The sequence below is a fragment of the uncultured Christiangramia sp. genome (genome assembly GCF_913046405.1).
GTDB lineage: Bacteria > Bacteroidota > Bacteroidia > Flavobacteriales > Flavobacteriaceae > Christiangramia > Christiangramia marina.
The window spans coordinates 1-17,820 of the sequence record NZ_CAJWRQ010000064.1; the positions used below are offsets into that span (position 1 = coordinate 1).

At 40.8% G+C, this 17,820-nt stretch carries 17 protein-coding genes; 2 read left to right on the forward strand and 15 right to left on the reverse strand.

Annotated features, from left to right (window positions below; all coding sequences use genetic code 11):
• The 3 genes from QZ620_RS09435 to QZ620_RS09445 form a co-directional block, all read right to left on the reverse strand.
• The coding region (locus QZ620_RS09435; RefSeq protein WP_295181042.1) for a hypothetical protein at positions 1–493 on the reverse strand (493 nt) is incomplete at its 3' end.
• 5 nt (positions 494–498) lie between these two features.
• Positions 499–1,080 (reverse strand): Holliday junction branch migration protein RuvA, encoded by a 582-nt coding sequence (gene ruvA / locus QZ620_RS09440; protein WP_295181044.1) that lies wholly within the window; start codon positions 1,078–1,080, stop codon positions 499–501.
• Between the two features lie 83 nt (positions 1,081–1,163).
• Positions 1,164–3,458, reverse strand: coding sequence for an NADP-dependent malic enzyme (locus tag QZ620_RS09445; protein ID WP_295181046.1), 2,295 nt, complete (start codon positions 3,456–3,458; stop codon positions 1,164–1,166).
• Positions 3,459–3,581: 123 nt separating this feature from the next.
• Between QZ620_RS09445 and QZ620_RS09450 the strand changes: the two genes are divergently transcribed.
• Positions 3,582–4,352, forward strand: a complete 771-nt coding sequence (locus tag QZ620_RS09450) for an energy transducer TonB (RefSeq protein WP_295181048.1) — start codon at positions 3,582–3,584, stop codon at positions 4,350–4,352.
• Here QZ620_RS09450 and queG read toward each other — a convergent pair.
• Genes queG through QZ620_RS09465 form a run of 3 tightly spaced genes read right to left on the reverse strand, consistent with a single transcriptional unit; the run spans position 4,349 to position 6,325 of the window.
• Entirely contained in the window at positions 4,349–5,278 is a 930-nt protein-coding gene (queG, locus tag QZ620_RS09455) for a tRNA epoxyqueuosine(34) reductase QueG (protein WP_295181050.1), read from the reverse strand. The two genes, QZ620_RS09450 and queG, sit on opposite strands and share 4 nt — an antisense overlap.
• Positions 5,279–5,322: 44 nt before the next feature.
• On the reverse strand, positions 5,323–5,865 hold the full coding sequence (locus tag QZ620_RS09460) for a hypothetical protein (RefSeq protein WP_295181051.1): 543 nt from the start codon (positions 5,863–5,865) through the stop codon (positions 5,323–5,325).
• A gap of 22 nt (positions 5,866–5,887) precedes the next feature.
• Positions 5,888–6,325 carry a cupin domain-containing protein gene (locus QZ620_RS09465; RefSeq protein WP_295181053.1) on the reverse strand — a complete coding sequence of 146 codons (438 nt, stop codon included), beginning with the start codon at positions 6,323–6,325 and terminating at the stop codon, positions 5,888–5,890.
• A 72-nt stretch (positions 6,326–6,397) separates the two neighbouring features.
• Between QZ620_RS09465 and QZ620_RS09470 the strand changes: the two genes are divergently transcribed.
• A complete protein-coding gene (locus QZ620_RS09470; protein WP_295181055.1) occupies positions 6,398–6,988 on the forward strand; it encodes a TetR/AcrR family transcriptional regulator in 591 nt (196 codons plus the stop codon).
• A 2-nt stretch (positions 6,989–6,990) separates the two neighbouring features.
• Here QZ620_RS09470 and QZ620_RS09475 read toward each other — a convergent pair whose 3' ends face one another.
• The 9 genes from QZ620_RS09475 to nrfD form a co-directional block, all read right to left on the reverse strand.
• Complete coding sequence (locus tag QZ620_RS09475) at positions 6,991–8,325, reverse strand: cytochrome P450 (RefSeq protein ID WP_295181057.1); 1,335 nt, start codon at positions 8,323–8,325, stop codon at positions 6,991–6,993.
• Between the two features lie 9 nt (positions 8,326–8,334).
• The gene (gene ruvB, locus QZ620_RS09480) at positions 8,335–9,357 is read right to left on the reverse strand and encodes a Holliday junction branch migration DNA helicase RuvB (RefSeq protein WP_295181072.1); all 1,023 of its coding nucleotides are present in this window, start codon (positions 9,355–9,357) and stop codon (positions 8,335–8,337) included.
• 3 nt (positions 9,358–9,360) lie between these two features.
• On the reverse strand, positions 9,361–10,320 hold the full coding sequence (locus tag QZ620_RS09485) for a S41 family peptidase (RefSeq protein WP_295181059.1): 960 nt from the start codon (positions 10,318–10,320) through the stop codon (positions 9,361–9,363).
• A gap of 332 nt (positions 10,321–10,652) precedes the next feature.
• A complete protein-coding gene (locus tag QZ620_RS09490) occupies positions 10,653–12,476 on the reverse strand; it encodes a cbb3-type cytochrome c oxidase subunit I (RefSeq protein ID WP_295181061.1) in 1,824 nt (607 codons plus the stop codon).
• A 39-nt stretch (positions 12,477–12,515) separates the two neighbouring features.
• Positions 12,516–13,709: a cytochrome c oxidase subunit II gene (locus QZ620_RS09495; protein ID WP_295181063.1), complete on the reverse strand. Its 1,194-nt coding sequence runs from the start codon at positions 13,707–13,709 to the stop codon at positions 12,516–12,518.
• Positions 13,710–13,742: 33 nt separating this feature from the next.
• Positions 13,743–15,149: a quinol:cytochrome C oxidoreductase gene (locus QZ620_RS09500; protein ID WP_295181065.1), complete on the reverse strand. Its 1,407-nt coding sequence runs from the start codon at positions 15,147–15,149 to the stop codon at positions 13,743–13,745.
• Between the two features lie 18 nt (positions 15,150–15,167).
• On the reverse strand, positions 15,168–15,860 hold the full coding sequence (locus QZ620_RS09505) for a cytochrome c (protein WP_295181066.1): 693 nt from the start codon (positions 15,858–15,860) through the stop codon (positions 15,168–15,170).
• A gap of 5 nt (positions 15,861–15,865) precedes the next feature.
• Positions 15,866–16,393: a DUF3341 domain-containing protein gene (locus QZ620_RS09510; protein ID WP_295181067.1), complete on the reverse strand. Its 528-nt coding sequence runs from the start codon at positions 16,391–16,393 to the stop codon at positions 15,866–15,868.
• A gap of 5 nt (positions 16,394–16,398) precedes the next feature.
• Positions 16,399–17,820: NrfD/PsrC family molybdoenzyme membrane anchor subunit (nrfD, locus tag QZ620_RS09515; RefSeq protein ID WP_295181069.1), on the reverse strand; the 1,422-nt coding region annotated here is incomplete at its 5' end.

Sequence of the window (17,820 nt, forward strand, 5' to 3'; positions counted from 1 at the left end):
CCGGGTTGTCCTGCTTGGTATAAAGAAGTCCAAGATCTATTTCTACCGATCCCTGCGGAACGATATTGATTTCAGAACCACCAAAAATGCTTTCAAATAAATTGTTGTTGACGTAGAAATCTGGCAATAAATCCCGCTGAATGTCTTCAGTGCCTTCCTTTCTACCTGAAAGGGCATCATTTTTCAGCTTGAAATAATTACGCATTTCCTCTTCCAGCACGAGGTCTTCATATTCCTGCGGAGTAAGAACTAAAGGCAGTCCTATATTGATCTGTCCTACGCGTTCCCTGTAAAAGTAACGGTTGAGGATAGGATCATATTCGTATCTGGATTCTATAGATTGTGGATCTGGGAGCTGAAGCTCACCTAGAGCAAAGCCCGCCTGGATGGTGTCCTGAGGAGTCTCCTGTGAAATAGCGTCTATAGAAAACACCACAAATAACAGGAAAGTCAGGCGTACCGGTAAAGACAATTTCAGGTAATTGTTCTTCAATTTAATTACAGCTTTTTAAGAGCCATTTTTATAATAGATTCTACGGTGGATTCAGGATCATCCTTCAGAATCTTTTCTACAACCTTGCCAGCCTGGCGTCTATTGTAACCCAAGATCTCTAAAGCTGATAACGCTTCTTCCTTATTAGTATTGTTTGGAGTCATTAAAACTTCATCATCGCCCATCACCTTGAGCACTTTATCCTTGAGATCAAGAATGACTCTTTGAGCTGTTTTGGCGCCGATACCTTTCACACTCTGGATGGTAGGAACATCACCGGTCGCAATCGCATTGATGACCTCCTTTGGTTGGAGGGAAGACAGCATTACACGAGCCGTGCTCGTACCTACACCAGAAACGGAAATTAGAAGTTTAAAGATCTCTCTTTCAGATTTTTCAATAAACCCGTACAAGGTGTGCGAATCCTCCTTTACCTGTAAATAGGTATAAAGACTGATCGCCTCAGATTCAGGAATGAGTGAAAAAGTATGCAGGGAAATATTTACGGTATATCCTACTCCATTGCATTCAATAACCACGTAGGTGGGATTTTTTTCTATTAACTGACCCTTGAGGTGATGAATCATGAAAGAAAGTTGTATTGAGGTTCAAATGTAGTAAAATAAAGCAAAGGCGGAAATCATCTTTCCGCCTTTACTTTATCTAGGTACTAAGCTTTTTTCTTAGCCTTCTTTTCTTTCTCCTGTGCATCTATCACTGCTACTGCCGCCATGTTCACCATTTCCTCCACGCTTGCACCAAGCTGAAGAATATGAACAGGTTTCCTCATTCCCATCATAATCGGGCCTATAGAATCCACATTGTTAAGTTCTTTGATAAGCTTATAAGTGCTATTAGCCGAATCCAGATCTGGATAGATAAGAGTATTCACCTTTTTACCCGCTAGTTTTGAAAACGGGAATTTATTCTGAAGCATCTCACGATTTAAAGCGAAATCTGCCTGCAATTCTCCATCAACACTTAGTTCAGGGTGAAACCTGTGCAGGTAAGAAACTGCTTCTTTTACTTTGGTCGCTCTTGGATGTTTAGAAGATCCGAAATTTGCGTAAGACACCATGGCAATTACAGGTTCCATACCAAACAACTGAACCGTACGAGCCGTCATTTGCGCGATCTTGGCCAGATCTTTCGCTGAAGGGTCTATATTGATAGAAGTATCACTAATAAATAACGGACCTCTGGAGGTATTCATCACATTGGTTGCTGCTACCCTGGAAACGCCATCTGCCAAGCCAATAAGTTCCAGCATAGGTTTCACCACCGTGGGATAAGCCCTGGAATAACCGGAAAGCAATGCATCTGCATCTCCTTCATTGACCATCATCGCGGCAAAATAGTTACGTTCTCTTAGTAGTTTTTCGGCATCGTATTTAGTTACGCCACTTCTATGCCTGGTTTCCCAGTATTTGTAGGCGTATTTTTTCCTCTTTTCCTCTTCATCATCAGATTTTGGGTCAATAATAACCACATCCTCTTCCTGAAAATCGATCTCAGCCATTAATTCCTTAATCACTTCACTTCGCCCAAGAAGGATTGGGAATCCAATTCCTTCATCATTAATGATCTGTGCAGCTTTAAGAACATCAAGATGATCTGCTTCAGCAAAAACGATTCGTTTAGGGTTTGTTTTAGCGCGGTTTTGCAACAAACGGGTGATCTTGTTCTCATTACCCATACGTTCCAGCAACTCTTCCTCGTAACGTTGCCAGTCATCGATCCCTTCCCGGGCAACCCCACTTTCCATCGCGGCTTTAGCCACTGCAGGTGGAACTTTGGCGATCAATCTCGGGTCGAAAGGTTTCGGAATAATATAATCAGGGCCAAAATTTAATCTTGTTTCACCGTATGCAATATTCACCTGCTCCGGCACCGCTTCTTTAGCCAGCTCTGCCAGTGCTTTCACAGCGGCTTTTTTCATTTCCTCATTGATCTTGGTCGCGCGTACATCTAGTGCTCCACGGAAGATAAATGGAAAACCAAGAACATTATTCACCTGGTTTGGATGATCGCTTCTACCTGTCGCCATGATGATATCTTTCCTGGTATCCATCGCCAGGTTGTAATCGATCTCTGGATTAGGATTGGCCATTGCAAAAACGATAGGTCTTTTTGCCATGCTTTTTAGCATTGCCGGACTTACGATATTAGCAATAGAGAGACCCACGAATACATCGGCATCCTTCATGGCTTCGTCCAGTGTGTCAATCTTACGGGCAGTTGCGAATTCTGCTTTTTCTTCGGAAAGATTTGTTCTATCTTTTCTAATGACACCTTTACTATCAAGCATCACGATATTTTCAGCTTTAGCACCAAAAGCTTTGTACAGCTTGGTACATGAAACTGCAGCGGCTCCTGCACCACTAATGACAATCTTTACTTTACTGATCTTTTTCTTTGCCAGTTCCAAGGCATTCAGTAATGCTGCTGCTGAAATGATCGCAGTTCCATGCTGGTCATCATGCATTACCGGTATATCCAGTTCTGCTTTTAAACGTTGTTCAATTTCAAATGCTTCAGGAGCTTTGATATCTTCAAGGTTGATTCCGCCGAAAGTAGGCGCAATATTCTTAACCGTTTCTATAAACTTATCAACGTCTTTAGTGTCTACTTCAATATCGAAAACATCAATATCTGCAAAGATCTTAAAAAGAAGACCTTTTCCTTCCATCACCGGCTTGGATGCTTCAGGACCAATATCACCAAGACCCAGAACGGCAGTACCATTGGAAATCACTGCTACCAGGTTTCCTTTAGTAGTATACTTGTAAACATTCTCCCTATCTTTTTCAATCTCTAGACATGGCTCAGCTACACCTGGAGAATAGGCCAGAGACAGATCTCTCTGGGTGGCATATTTCTTAGTAGGTACAACTTCAATTTTCCCGGGCTTAGGTTTAGCGTGGTAAACCAATGCCTCTCTTCTTTTTCTGGAAGTGTTACTCATAATTTTATGTTTTCGGCTAATTAGCAAAGTTAATAAGGCTGCTGTCCTTAGAGAAATAAAAAGGACAAAAGCTTCAAACGTATCTCTAAGATATTTTATACTTTGAAAGCCTAAATTATTTTCATGATCAAAAGTCTGTTTTTAGCACTTTTTCTAATGCCTGTGCACTTATTTGCGCAAAGTCTATCCATAAACGAGGTAGACAGTCCTCCTCTTATACAGGGCTACTGCGAAGAAGACCCTTCCGAAGAATGTTTTACCATTTCTATAAGTCAGTTTATGAATAGCAATGCTAAAATTGCTGATATCATCAAATCCAAAGAATCCGGAAAGGCGTATATACAATTTACTGTAAGTGAAAAAGGAGAAGTCATTAATGTAAGATCAAGATCTAAATTTCCTACCATTGCCCGAGTAGCGGAAGACGCTATAAAGGAATTGACGATCGCTAAGCCGGCAATGTTAAATGACCAACCCGTAGCGATCACTTACACCCTCCCGTTTAAATTCAGAAGCCTTGAAATAGGCAATGATAGCGCCAGGATTTCAGGGGACGGAGATTTTGCAAACATAACCGATGTGAATGAAGTAGCAACTCCTCCTGAGTTTCGAGGCTACGAGACAGGAATAAGAAATATAGTTGATCGTTACAAGTATGATCTTAGAATGAAACTCAGGCAAATGAGTTATGAAGACAAACAAATTGATCTACTGAAAATTTCATTGATCATCGAGGAAAATGGAGACATCTCCAGAAAAATGGTAATTCATCCCAAGCGTAAACTTCAGAATATTGTAAAGACTGAAGTAGATAGGATCGTGATCGAGCAAGCAGCTAAAAATAAGAATGGAGAATACGAAAAAGTTCTTATTTCTTATGACTTCTCGAACTAGTCACGTTTAAGAAACTCAATATTCCGTTTAAGACCCTCAAATTTTGTTCGTTTCACGGCAGATTTTCTGAAGATCTCGTTGAAAGTTTCCCGGGTGATCTCTTCCCAGTCCTTTCTTGAGTTCTCCAGAAGTTCAGAATGCGGATTGAATAGTGGCTCCTGGTGAGGTTTAGAAAATCGATTCCACGGGCAAACGTCCTGACAAACATCACAGCCAAACATCCAGTCATCAAATTGATTCTTCATACTCTGCGGTAGCTCATCCTTCAATTCAATAGTGAAATAAGAGATACACTTACTGCCATCTACTTTGTAAGGTTCTACGATCGCTTCCGTTGGACAGGCATCTATACAGGCGGTACAGCTTCCGCAGTGATCGGTAACCGGAGTGTCGTATTCCAGATCAAGGTCTACGATCAATTCAGCAATAAAATAGAAAGAGCCAGTTTGTTTCGAAAGCAAATTTGAATGCTTCCCAATCCACCCGAGTCCGCTTTTTGCAGCCCAGGCCTTGTCCAGCACAGGAGCTGAATCTACAAAAGCACGACCGTGAAAATCACCAATTTCATCCTGTAGCGTGGTGAGCAAATCCTTCAATTTATCCTTGATCACAAAATGATAATCTCTACCGTAAGCGTATTTACTGATCTTATAAGATTCTGAATTTTGAGTTTCTGAAGGAAAATAGTTCAGTAATAACGAAATGACACTTTTAGAACCCGGAACCAGCAAGGTAGGATCCAGACGCTTATCGAAATAATTTTCCATATAGCGCATTTCCCCATGCATATTATTCTGAAGCCAGCTCTCTAGTCTCGGCGCTTCTTCTTTCAGAAATTCAGCTTTTGAAATTCCGCATGACAAAAAGCCGAGGCGTTTTGCTTCGGCTTTAATAAGTTGAGAATATTTTGCTGCTGAAGGATTCAAAGAATGACTTTAGAGCAGCTAATGTAAAAATTAATTAGCTGAGATCATTGGAGTGTGGGATTAAACGGCGCAAAAACCCCATCGGGATTTTCCAGTCCCACCCAGGCGTGGAGCGTCCATCCTCCAGCGGTACAATTGAGATGCCAGTGATCATCTTCCCCTATGAAAGGTCCTTCGGGTATTGTATAATCTTCAGTTTGATCGCAGTTAGGAACCGGGATCAAATACTCTGCAGCTACGAATTGCATTTTCCCATTTTCATCTGGATGATATACCAGGATTTCAGGTTTGAGAAGATCGAATTTCAAATCCACATATTCTTCTTTGGCATAATGATAGCCCATACCAGGTACAAGCGGACTCACCTGCTTATAACCCTGATCCACAGCTACGTCAAAATTATGAAATCTTCGCATTGCTTTAGTAAGCATGACTAGCTGATCATCCAGAGTCTCAGCCTTCTCAACCTTGAAATCATAGGACTGTAAGTTCTCATCTTCAAATGGATCTGAACTACAGGAACTAATTAGTGCTAATAATAGAACTGGCAAAACCAGAAATGGTTTCGTAAATAAATTCGTTTTCATCTGTATATATTTTTGTTGGTTCCTATTCCATTTGAATGATCATATCATAATCGCCCGCAGTTTCTAAGACCTGCTGAATAATTTCTGGAGCAACCGACTTTTCCATGGCATTTTCCTCACTGGCGGATATCCCGTATTTTCGAAAAAATTCTCCGAAACATTTGGGACTGTGAATATTTACCCATTTACAGTTTTCGCTCTTGGAGTTTACGAATGTGTGCAGCGTTTTTGGTGGAATATCTATTGATTCCCCCGCTTTCACATTTCTCTGTTCGCCATTGATGATGAAATCCATCTCACCCGCTACGATGTAAAAAGACTCATGTAAATTTTCATGATAATGTGGTGGTGGACCAGGTACCTGACTAAGGGATTCGCCAATACTAAGATCATAGTCACCCGAAAGATTCTGTACTGAAACTTTGTGACCTAACACCCATGATTCTAATTCGTTACGCATCTTATGAGATTTTAGTCTCGTAAATATAGAACGGAATTTTGTATAATCAAAGTTTTATAAGATATTTGTCTTATGAATAAACATTACATCCAGAAAGGCAGGAAGACCCAGAAGCTGAAAACCCGGGACAAAATCCTTAGAAGTACACAAAAGTTGCTGGAAAAGAATAAAGGTATAAGCCTCGAGGATGTAGCGAAAGAAGCAGATATATCCAGAGCAACGATCTATCGTTACTACTCCAGTATCGATGTACTAGCTGCAGAAGCAGTACTGGATCTGAATACTAAAAGTTCGGAAGATCTGTATGATGAAGTTGCTGGGAAAGATTTGGAAGAAGCTATTTTGTCCATGCAGGATTACTACAACCAGTTAACCATTGATAACGAATCCGGGTTTAGGAAATACATGAGCGTAGTCCTCAATAATGATCAAAGCGATAAAATGCGTGGGGCTCGGCGTAAAAAATCCTTGATGATGTTGCTCGAGAACAAGGCTCAGCAATTGAGCGCTGAGGACAAGGAAAATTTAGCCAACATCGCAACAGTGCTAATGGGTGTTGAAGCCTTTGTAGTGACCAAAGACGTGTGCGGTTTAAATAATGTGGAATCTATAAAACTATTGAACTGGGGATTGGAAAAATTACTGGAATCAATATTAAAGTAAATCTATCTCCTTGTAAACTTTAGAATAGCATTGTCAGGCTTAAGAGTTATCAATGGTTTGATTTCGATCTCGGTATTCACCGGCTGCAGTTTGTAATCATTCATCAATTCTGCAACCGCAATGATCATCTCGAACATTGCGAAGTTATTACCAATACATTTTCTTGGACCCGCACCAAATGGGAAATACTGTGAAGAATATTGTCTTCCGCCATCAGCGAACCTCTCTGGCTTAAAAGTGTCTGGCTCTTCCCATAGATCTGGGTGTCTATGAACTTCGTGCAGTGAGAACAACAAATTGGAACCTGGTTCAAAATATTTGCCTTCAAATTCAAATTCCTCAAGATTCACTCGGTCTATAAAATAAGCTGGAGGATACATACGCATTGACTCCTCTAGAACCATTTGAGTGAATGGTGCTTTGGTCACCAGATGCATAAGATCATCGCTTTCTTTCTTCAAAACTGAGACCTCTCTATATACCTTTTCCTGCCATTCCGGATTAAATGCGAGTAACTGAGCTGTAAAAGTTAACGAATTTGAGGTGGTTTCATGTCCCGCAGTAAACAGGATCAGGATCTCATCAATAAGTTGTTCTTCATCCATGAAGTTCCCGTCATCATATTTCGCATCCAGCAGCATATCCAGCAGATCGTCATAACGGTTTCCTGAAGCCTGTCGTTCGTGAACTATGGTTCGTAAAATGCTCCTTGCCTCTTCTGTTAGTTGAAGATAACTATCAATTTTTCCACTAAGACTAAACCACCAACCAAGATAGGGTTGTCTCAATTCTTTTACCAGCATTTGTTGCGTGGCTTCAGTTATGTATTGGAGTCGGTTGATCTCAGTTTGATTTGCAGCACTACTAAAAAGTGATTTTACAACCGTCTGGAAAGCTAGATCGTTCATAATTGGAAAAATATCGATCCCTTTCCCGGTCTCGATTTTTTCATATTCGGCACAGATTGCCTCCTTGATAGAATCCAGCAGGTTGGCAAGTTGCTTTTTATGGAATGCCGGCTGGATCAACTTTCGTTGTTTCTTCCAGTGCTCTCCCTCTGAAGTGAGCAGACCTTCACCCACGTATTTTACCAGATCTTTAGTTTGTATCTCAGATTTTACAAAGTTTTTCTGATTCTTCTGAAGTACATATTCTACAAGAGCTGCATCCCTGCTAAAAATAACCGATTTACTAAAACCGATCTTTAGTCGAAAAGTATCTCCTTTTTCTTCAAAGTTCTTTTTATGAAACGGCAACGGATTTTTTAAAATATTGGCTGAATGCTTTAAAAATTTAGCCAGTGAAACTTCGGGAATACTTTTCTCTTTCTCCTTCATGATACTATATTAAAACAATCCATTCTGCCCGGGAACCTTGATTCTTCCAAGGTGTCGGTAAGCATGCTCGGTCACTTCTCTACCTCGAGGTGTCCGGTAAATAAATCCCTGCTGAATCAAAAATGGTTCATAAACCTCTTCTATAGTTTCAGCACTTTCACTTACAGCTGTCGCCAGGGTGGTAATACCTACAGGACCACCTTTAAACTTGTCGATAATGGTTTCCAGGATCTTATTATCCATTTCATCCAGTCCATGCGCATCCACATTTAGTGCTTTTAAGCTATACCTGGCGATCTCTATATCGATCTTTCCATTACCTTTTATCTGTGCAAAATCCCGAACCCTTCTTAGTAAGGCATTTGCTATACGCGGAGTTCCACGACTTCTTCCAGCGATCTCGATAGCAGCTTCCTGTGATATTGGAACTTTGAGGATCTCAGAACTTCTTTCCACGATACCTGAAAGCAGTTCAGTAGAATAATACTGTAGTCTACTGGAAATTCCAAAACGAGCCCGCATGGGTGCCGTAAGTAATCCTGAACGCGTTGTCGCTCCTATTAAAGTGAAAGGATTTAAATTGATCTGTACCGTTCTTGCGTTAGGACCTGTTTCGAGCATAATATCGATACGGTAATCCTCCATGGCTGAATACAGATATTCTTCTACTATGGGACTTAATCGATGAATCTCATCTATAAATAGGATATCACGCTCGTCGAGATTTGTAAGCAAACCGGCGAGGTCTCCGGGTTTATCAAGAACGGGACCCGAGGTGATCTTTATTCCAACATTAAGTTCATTGGCAAGTATATGCGCCAAAGTGGTTTTTCCCAACCCAGGAGGTCCATGAAATAAGGTATGATCCAGAGCATCCCCACGCATATTCGCAGCCTGAACAAAGATCTGCAGATTCTCCAGCACCTGTTCCTGACCGGCAAAATCGTCAAAACTTAGGGGCCTTAAAGCTCTTTCTATATCAAATTCTTCAGGAGAAAGATTCTCTCCACTGGCATCGAGGTTCTCGTTCATCATTTATTTGCTTTTCGCAATGTATTCTTTAGTTTGCTTGATCCAATCTTCAGAATTGTCCAGACTAATCTCTGGCTGCACTCCTACAGACTCATATTCCAGATATTTTTTATCGCCTTTAAAAGTAAAGAATCCTTTGAAGTTATAGCAGGGAAAATCATAAGTTTTACCAAGTTCATATGCGATGGTTCCGCTGGTTTTACTTCCGAGCAAGGTTACATTTTTAAACTTCTTCAGTCTTAGTGCAAACTGCTCTGCATTGCTTACTGTAGTACCATTTACTAAAACATAGAAATTGGCATTCTTATAGTTTTTCCGTAGATATTTATAGAGAATATCAGAATTTCTATCACCACCGCCACCATTGTCCCGAAGATCGAGGATGAGGTCTTTAGTAACAGGTTTCTCTTCCAGACTTTTATAGAAAGTTTCTGCATTTTTAAGAACGGGATTGTAACCCGAAAAACTTCCAATTCTCAAATAAGTAATATCACCTGATTTTAAATATTGATAAGTTTCTGAATCCTCTACCCTGGAGCGATTTTGACTGGCGCTGGACTTTGAAAGCTGTAATTTTGAAATATGACCATTGCTAATCTCCAGTGGAAAATTCACGAGCTTTTTGTCGTGAAACTGACCTATAGCAGCAAGATAGCGACCATTCCCATATTTCAGGAATCGCCCTATAATTTCCCCTTGCTGCCACACCTTCTTTCCGCCGCTAAGATTCACTACTATTAAATTCTCTTCGGAAGCATATACTCCTATGCTGAAACCATCACGGGAATAGATCCCCTGTACCTCGTTCAAGGGCATCTCGTCAAGCTTTACTTTTAAGCTATCCAGATCGCCATCAAACTTCGGAAATTCATGATAGAATGTATCTGATTGTTTTACATCATAACCGACTTCAGAATACATCATATTATGCCGATCATTTAGAGTGACAAGTAGGTTACTCATCTGTTGAAAACAGTCATATTCCGGATAATTTCCGGTATACAAATGATTATCAGCAGCACTTAACGCAATATTATATGCTGATAGATCTGATGTATTCCTGGTGACAGGTAAATTTTGGACGGTTTTATTCAGAATTTCAACATTCCGGCTGCAGTCACAATCACTTTGCGAAGAAAGGCTGAAGCTAATTATCAAAAGCAAGCAAGAGAATAAATATTTCATATCAGTTGATTTGCAAAAAGATATTACAATTTGAGAAGTCAGTAAAACATATAGAATAAAAAAAGCCTTTTCCGTAATGGAAAAGGCTTCTATATATACTTTATGTTCTTCTAGTGATTTAATTCTTCCTCACCTTCCTGAAGTGGCGTCGTTTGCGGCACGAAATCCTGACCGGCAATTACATATTCACCATCTTCTCCGGTTTTGGAATAATCGTATGGCCATCTGTATACCGATGGGATTGCACCAGGCCAGTTCCCATGTACATGTTTTACAGGAGTAGTCCATTCTAAAGTGTTCGATCTCCAAGGGTTCATAACTGCTTTCTTTCCGTAGAACATAGAAGAGAAGAAGTTATAAATGAATACCAACTGAACTAATGCAGTGATAATGGCAGCTACCGTAATAATAACGTTCACATCTGCATAGTCATCAAAATATGGGAAACTTGTATTGGTATAATAACGTCTTGGAAGTCCCGCGATCCCGATGAAGTGCATTGGGAAAAAGACTCCGTAAGCACCTACAGCTGTTACCCAGAAATGGATATAACCAAGATTCTTATTCATCATTCTACCAAACATCTTAGGGAACCAGTGGTAAACACCGGCGAATAATCCGTATAGAGCAGAGATACCCATTACCAGGTGGAAGTGAGCAACCACGAAGTAAGTATCGTGCACGTTAATATCCAGTGTAGAATCCCCAAGGATAATTCCTGTTAGACCACCCGTAATGAAAGTAGAAACAAGACCTATCGAGAATAACATTCCCGGGTTCATCTGTAAATTACCTTTCCAGAGTGTCGTGATATAGTTAAAAGCTTTTACTGCTGAAGGAATTGCAATAAGTAATGTGGTAAAGGTAAATACCGATCCAAGGAACGGGTTCATACCAGACACGAACATATGGTGACCCCAAACGATCGTAGATAAGAATGCGATAGCCAAAATAGATGCTACCATCGCACGATATCCAAAGATTGGCTTACGTGAGTTCGTAGCGATAATTTCTGAAGTGATCCCTAGTGCTGGAAGTAATACGATATAAACTTCAGGGTGACCAAGGAACCAGAATAGGTGTTCAAAAAGTACCGGGGAACCTCCCTGATGACTTAATACCTCTCCTTTAATAAAGATATCACTTAAGAAGAAGGATGTTCCAAAACTTCTATCCATGATCAATAATAATGCAGCTGAAAGTAATACCGGGAACGATACAACTCCAATAATAGCTGTTACAAAGAACGCCCAGATAGTAAGAGGAAGCCTGGTCATAGACATTCCTGCAGTTCTAAGGTTCAATACCGTAACAATATAGTTCAAAGATCCTAGTAAGGAAGATGCAATGAAGATCGCCATAGAAACCAACCATAATGTCATCCCTGTTCCAGAACCGCTAATTGCCTGTGGCAATGCAGATAGTGGAGGATAAATAGTCCATCCCGCCATCGCTGGTCCTGACTCCACGAACAATGAACAAAGCATGATCACTGAAGAAAGGAAGAATAACCAGTAAGAAACCATATTCAGGAATCCAGAGGCCATATCCCGCGCACCAATTTGCAACGGAATTAATAAGTTCGAGAACGTACCAGAAAGTCCGGCAGTTAATACAAAGAATACCATGATGGTACCGTGAATAGTAACAAGTGCCAGGTAAATACTTGGTGACATTACTCCTTCCGGTGCCCAACGTTCTCCTAACAGTGCTTCAAATACCCAGAAAGACTCCTCTGGCCATGCAAGCTGAATACGGAAAAGTATGGACATCCCGATCCCTACGATTCCCATTAGAAGACCTGTAATAAGATATTGCTTCGCAATCATCTTATGATCGGTACTGAAAATATACTTTGTTATAAAAGTTTCCTTATGATGATGTCCGTGATCATCGTGGTGATCGTGTGCCGGTGCTGTTGCAAGTGCTGACATATCTCTAATTTCTTTATCTTAAAATTGTACGTTCGTTATCTATTCTACTGAAGCTACTGCATTCTCACCTTCCGGTGCATTTTCAGTCTCCATCTGCCCTTCAGAATCTTCTTGCATTGCCTCTGGCGTGCCGTTTCCAGCAGTATCCTCTGGTCTATCTACATTCTGACTGCTTTCTTCCATAGTACTTCCAAAAGTAGGCTGCTCTGCCATCCATGCATTAAAATCTTCTTCAGATTCCACTACGATCTTCATTTGCATGTTGTAGTGAGCTTGCCCACAAATCTTGTTACATAATAAGAAATACTCAAACTCATACTCATCAAGCGTAGCTTCACCCTGTGCTCTTAGTACTTCGTTACGCTCATTTCTTACCTCATTTACGCTCTTCACCTTATCACGCATATATTCGCTTTCTCTCATTTCTTCGGAAGTGATCGTTGGAGTAAAGCCAAACTGTGTGATCATACCAGGCACAACGTTCATTTGTGCACGGAAGAATGGGAAATATGCTGAATGCAATACATCCTGAGACCTGAATTTGAAAAGGACTGGTCTGTCTACCGGTAAATGTAATTCAGTAGTGATAACATCATCTTTTCCATAAGAATCAGATTCATCCACCCCTAACTGGTTCACACCTTCTATAAAACGAACATTGGCTTTTCCTAAAGTATTGTCCTCACCGGAATATCTCGCTCTCCAGTCAAACTGATAAGCGTAAACTTCGATCACTAAAGGATCTTCGTCCTCATTGATATTCATGATATCACTCCAGGTAAATAATCCGTAGATGATAAGACCGGCAAGAGTAATTACAGGAATGATCGTCCAGATAAATTCCAGTTTATCATTATCTGCATAGAACAATGCTTTTTGAGTCTTTTTCCCTTTGTATTTGAAAGCGAAGTAGTGCAATAGTCCCTGAGTAATGATCTGTACGAACATGATAAGTCCGATAGAAACGAACATTAGCGTGTCATATTCTGAACCATGTTCAGAAGCTGCTTCCGGAAGGTAGAATTTACTGTATTCCCAGAAACAGAATATGGTAATAACATAAAGGAAAATTACAAATGCTAGCATCAGGATCCCGTGAGTACGGTTATCCTTATCGTTTGCAACCTGTGAAGTATCCTCATCTGATCCCTTAGATAACTGAAAGATCTTAGAGATCTGCCAACCTGTTACGGCCAGAAGTGCGAGTACTATGATTACTAAAAATACGGTCATTTTATAAGTTCTTCTTTAAACAATCAATCTTTATTAATAGTGGTAATGTTTACTTTCCTTCAAGTATGGATTACCTTTTACCAGTAGTGGTGCCTTTGTAAGCGCATTGAATACTATGAAAGAGAATAAACCTCCAAACAATAGCATTGCACTAATTTCAGGAATACCAATAAACCAGGATTCTCCAACAGTCGCAGGCATAACCATTACATAAACGTTAATGTAGTGACCACAAAGAATAATGATACCGGTCATTACGACAAACCAGTTCACTCGTTTGTAGTCGCTGTTCATCAACAATAATACCGGGAAAAGGAAATTGGTTACGATCATACCCCAGAAAAGTATAGGATAATCGTTCATCCTCTGGATAAAGTAAACCACCTCCTCAGGAATATTTGAATACCATATCAACATAAACTGAGAGAACCATAGGTAAGTCCAGAAAATACTGATCCCGAACATGAACTTAGCCAGGTCATGTATATGACTGTTATTTACAAATTCAAGGTATCCTCTCGATTTAAGATATATAGATATGATAGCGATCGTAGTGATCCCAGAAACGAACATGCTTGCGAATACGAACCATCCGAATAATGTACTAAACCAGTGCGGATCCAAACTCATGATCCAGTCCCATGACATCATAGATTCGGTCACAATAAAGAATACAAGGAATCCCGCAGATAGTTTAAAAGTCTTTTTAAAGATTGATAGATCTGTTGCATGGTCCATCTTTCTAGAGTTCTTTACAAGTAAATGTCTGAAGATTGCCCATCCACCAAGATAGATAGCAGCTCTGATTAAGAAAAACGGTACGTTTAAGTATGCGGTTTTATTCTGAATGATTTCATCATGTGCTACTACTTCAGGATCCATCCATACGAACAGATGGTTTAAGTGTAAACCTGAAAGAACAAGTATTACAAAAACGATAAGTCCACCAGGTAGTAAGTAAGCCGTGATAGCTTCCATCACTCTAAATAGTACCGGTGACCAACCTGCCTGAGCGGCATATTGGATCGCATAAAATGCGAGTACCCCAAGAGAGATCATAAAGAAAAAGAATGCAGCTACATAAAGTGCAGCCCATGGCTTGTTCTGTAACTGGTGCAGAATATGCTCCATATGCTCAGCCTCATGAGATGCTTCTTCACCGTGACCGGCTTCAGCGTGATCTGCTTCAGCGGCATGATCTGTATTATCTTCAGTGTGTTCTATATTTTCAACTTCAGTGTTTCCACCAGGAATCTGCTCTACATTAACTTCGTGAGTTTCATCTGTCGCATGCTCTTCCCCGTGATGTTCAGAAGCCATCATTGCCTCCACATCCTCGATAGTTTCTGGAGCCGCGATAAACCCGTAAACGAGACCTATTGCTCCCACAACCATACAAATGATTGCTGCTAATTTTATTTTACTGGATAGCGTATACATATTGATAGATCTAAATCTTTATTCTTGAGTTTCGGTTTGGTTGTTTTCGGTAGTACCTTCAGCAGCCGTGTCGCCAGCATCCTCATAGATATTAGCATCGGCTCTGGAAGGAAGAAGGCTTGTTTGCTCTTCTTCAAATTCTCTTTCAGGTTTACCTTCCAACTTATCTTTTAAGCTCATCACATAGTGATCAATCTGCCAGCGCTCTTCGATAGAAGTCTGCGAAGCATAAGATCCCATGTTATTAATTCCGTAGTACATTACGTGATAAACACTACCTTCAGTAATTGCTCTACCTGCATCATCGTAGGATGGTACACCAAGGATCTTCTCTCTTTCTACAAGAATTCCTTTCCCATCTCCTTTATCACCGTGGCAAACTGCGCAATAAATAGTGTACAAACCTTTACCTTCCGCAAGGTTATCCTGAGTATATGGAATTGGATTGTTAAGATTTGCCTTAGCATTTGCAAGTCCTGCTGCAGAATTTTCGTAATCGTACGGCATCCATCCTCTTGGAATAGATCCTTCTACCGGTAACTTTGCCTCCTGAGCATTCTCAAATACCTTGTACTCACCGTAAGTTTCGTAACCTACAGACTCATACATATCTGGCATGTACTGATAGTTTGGATCCTCCTTGTCATTGCAGGAAACAACTGCAACACCAAGCAGGCAAAATCCTATAGTTTTATGGAACAAACTTCTCATTATCACTATTTATTATCTATTAATCTAATTTCAGATGCTCCAGTATCGTAAAGAAACTTCGTAAGATCATCTATGTTATGGTTCGCAGCATCCACTTCCATAAGAAACAGGTCATCTGTAGTTCTTACATCAGGGTTTTCAGCTTTTTTGAATGGCCATAATCTACTTCTCATGTAGAATGTGATTACCATAAGGTGAGCTGCAAAAAACACTGTAAGTTCGAACATGATAGGTACAAAAGCCGGCATATTCTGAAGAAAGCTAAAACTTGGTTTTCCTCCAATATCCTGTGGCCAGTCCTCTATCATGATAAAATTCATCATAGCAACAGCTACTGACAAACCAACCAATCCATAAAGGAATGCGGTGATGGCAAGTCTTGTTGGAGCAAGTCCCATTGCTTTATCAAGTCCGTGAACCGGAAATGGACAATAGATCTCTCCAATATGATAGCGTGCTTCACGAATCTGCTTTACAGCCTGTAAAAGCAGGTCGTCATCTTGGTAAATAGCGTGTAAAACTTTAGATGCCATCCTGATTATTTATTTTTTAGTTTGTTTGCCTGCTCTGTCCATCCAGCTCTATTAACCTGGATAGGGAAGTTTTCGATTACTTCATCTAGCAAGACAAAATCCTGTTCTGTCAATTTACTAACCTGGTCGAAAAGGTAAATACCAACCTGGTGGAAATGTTGTTGTAATAATGGTCCAACATTTTTAAGTCTGGTTAGATCATCTGCAGACTGTGTTGCAGGATCATAAGTACCAATTCTTCCTAACATCTCATCAATACGGTCTTTCATCACTTCTGAAATTACCATACCATCAGCATTCACAGTATCCTCATGAGGATGATCTGCTTCTACTGTTTTCTGATGTTCTGTATCTTCGATCTTATGATGTATTCCATCTTCCTCATTTTGCATAGGATTTCTTCCTACGGCCTGAGGATCGTAATGCAATACATCATCACCATGCTGAGCTCTTAGTTTTTTATACTTTTCTCCAGAAGCCTTCAGAATTGTTTTCACCTCTGCCTGAGCGATCACTGGGAACGAACGAGCATATAGAAGGAATAATACAAAGAAGAATCCAATAGTTCCAATAAAGATCCCAATATCTACAAAGGTAGGTGAGAACATCGTCCATGAAGATGGAAGGTAATCACGGTGAAGTGAAGTCACAATAATTACAAAACGTTCGAACCACATCCCGATGTTTACTACAATCGAAATAAAGAAAGAGAACATGATGCTGGTACGTAATTTCTTAAACCACATGAACTGCGGAGAGAATACGTTACAGGTCATCATACTCCAGTACGCCCACCAGTAAGGTCCGGTAGCCCTGTTAAGGAATGCATACTGCTCGTACTCAACACCAGAGTACCATGCGATCACTAACTCGGTAATATATGCAGTACCTACGATAGAACCTGTGATCATGATCACGATGTTCATTAATTCGATATGCTGAATGGTGATATAGTCTTCAAGATTAGAAACCTTTCTCATGATGATAAGCAAGGTGTTAACCATCGCAAATCCAGAGAAGATCGCACCCGCAACGAAGTAAGGAGGGAAAATCGTGGTATGCCATCCAGGCAACTGCGAGACAGCAAAGTCAAAGGACACGACAGAGTGCACGGAGAGAACCAGCGGCGTCGCCAGGGCGGCGAAGAACCCGTAGAGCGCCGTATGGTGCTGCCATTGTCGGCTGGTGCCGCGCCACCCGAGCGCGAGCACTTTGTAGATGGGTTGGCGCCAGTCTTTCACTCGGTCCCGCGCGGCGGCGATATCCGGCATCAGGCCCAGATACAGGAACATCGCGCTCAGCGTCAGGTAGGTCGAGATCGCAAACAGGTCCCAGACGAGTGGAGACCGGAAGTTGACCCAGAGCTGTCGCTCGTTGGGATACGGGATGAGCCAGTAGAAGAACCACGGACGTCCGATATGGATGAT